Annotated in this window: 1 pseudogene; it reads left to right on the forward strand. The window is 52.3% G+C overall.

The window, feature by feature from the left end:
• Positions 1 to 442, forward strand: a pseudogene (locus HMPREF3119_RS19760) (host specificity protein); the annotation flags it as partial.

Raw genomic sequence — 442 nt, forward strand, 5'->3', positions numbered from 1 at the left:
GCATACCGCGCTGCTGTATATCGAGTTTGACTCAAAGCAGTTTAACGGCTCGATCCCGCAGGTCACCTGTGAGCCGAAGATGCGTATTATCCGCATACCGTCAAACTATGATCCGGAACAACGGACGTATTCTGGTACCTGGGACGGCTCGTTTAAATGGGCATGGACCAATAACCCTGCCTGGATATTCTACGACATTGTCATTTCCGATCGCTTTGGCCTCGGCGACCGCATCAAAATGCAGAATATCGATAAATGGGAACTGTACCGTGTTGCGCAGTATTGTGACCAGCCGGTACCGGACGGCAAAGGTGGCAGCGGCACTGAGCCGCGCTATATCTGTGATGTGTATGTGCAGGATCGTAATGAAGCCTATACCGTGCTGCGTGACTTTGCGGCTATCTTCCGGGGTATGACCTACTGGGGCGGCAACCAGATTATC

Source organism: Morganella sp. HMSC11D09 (genome assembly GCF_001807955.1).
Taxonomy (GTDB): Bacteria; Pseudomonadota; Gammaproteobacteria; order Enterobacterales; family Enterobacteriaceae; genus Morganella; species Morganella morganii.